The 821-nt window shown below is 60.3% G+C and carries 1 protein-coding gene; it reads right to left on the bottom strand.

Translation table 11 applies throughout. The features are described from left to right. Positions 1–798 (bottom strand): class 1 integron integrase IntI1 (gene intI1 / locus K0778_RS26550; protein ID WP_017901294.1); only part of this gene is annotated, 798 nt, incomplete at its 3' end. Positions 799–821 lie beyond the last annotated feature (23 nt).

The raw sequence follows: 821 nt of genomic DNA, 5'->3' as shown, positions 1-821 counted from the left end.
TTCTACGGCACGTTTGAAGGCGCGCTGAAAGGTCTGGTCATACATGTGATGGCGACGCACGACACCGCTCCGTGGATCGGTCGAATGCGTGTGCTGCGCAAAAACCCAGAACCACGGCCAGGAATGCCCGGCGCGCGGATACTTCCGCTCAAGGGCGTCGGGAAGCGCAACGCCGCTGCGGCCCTCGGCCTGGTCCTTCAGCCACCATGCCCGTGCACGCGACAGCTGCTCGCGCAGGCTGGGTGCCAAGCTCTCGGGTAACATCAAGGCCCGATCCTTGGAGCCCTTGCCCTCCCGCACGATGATCGTGCCGTGATCGAAATCCAGATCCTTGACCCGCAGTTGCAAACCCTCACTGATCCGCATGCCCGTTCCATACAGAAGCTGGGCGAACAAACGATGCTCGCCTTCCAGAAAACCGAGGATGCGAACCACTTCATCCGGGGTCAGCACCACCGGCAAGCGCCGCGACGGCCGAGGTCTTCCGATCTCCTGAAGCCAGGGCAGATCCGTGCACAGCACCTTGCCGTAGAAGAACAGCAAGGCCGCCAATGCCTGACGATGCGTGGAGACCGAAACCTTGCGCTCGTTCGCCAGCCAGGACAGAAATGCCTCGACTTCGCTGCTGCCCAAGGTTGCCGGGTGACGCACACCGTGGAAACGGATGAAGGCACGAACCCAGTGGACATAAGCCTGTTCGGTTCGTAAGCTGTAATGCAAGTAGCGTATGCGCTCACGCAACTGGTCCAGAACCTTGACCGAACGCAGCGGTGGTAACGGCGCAGTGGCGGTTTTCATGGCTTGTTATGACTGTTTTTTTG

It is taken from the genome of Escherichia sp. XD33, assembly GCF_019375075.1.
GTDB lineage: Bacteria > Pseudomonadota > Gammaproteobacteria > Enterobacterales > Enterobacteriaceae > Enterobacter > Enterobacter flexneri_A.
Note: the sequence above shows the minus strand (reverse complement) of the source record. Positions and strands in the feature narration are given on the sequence as shown.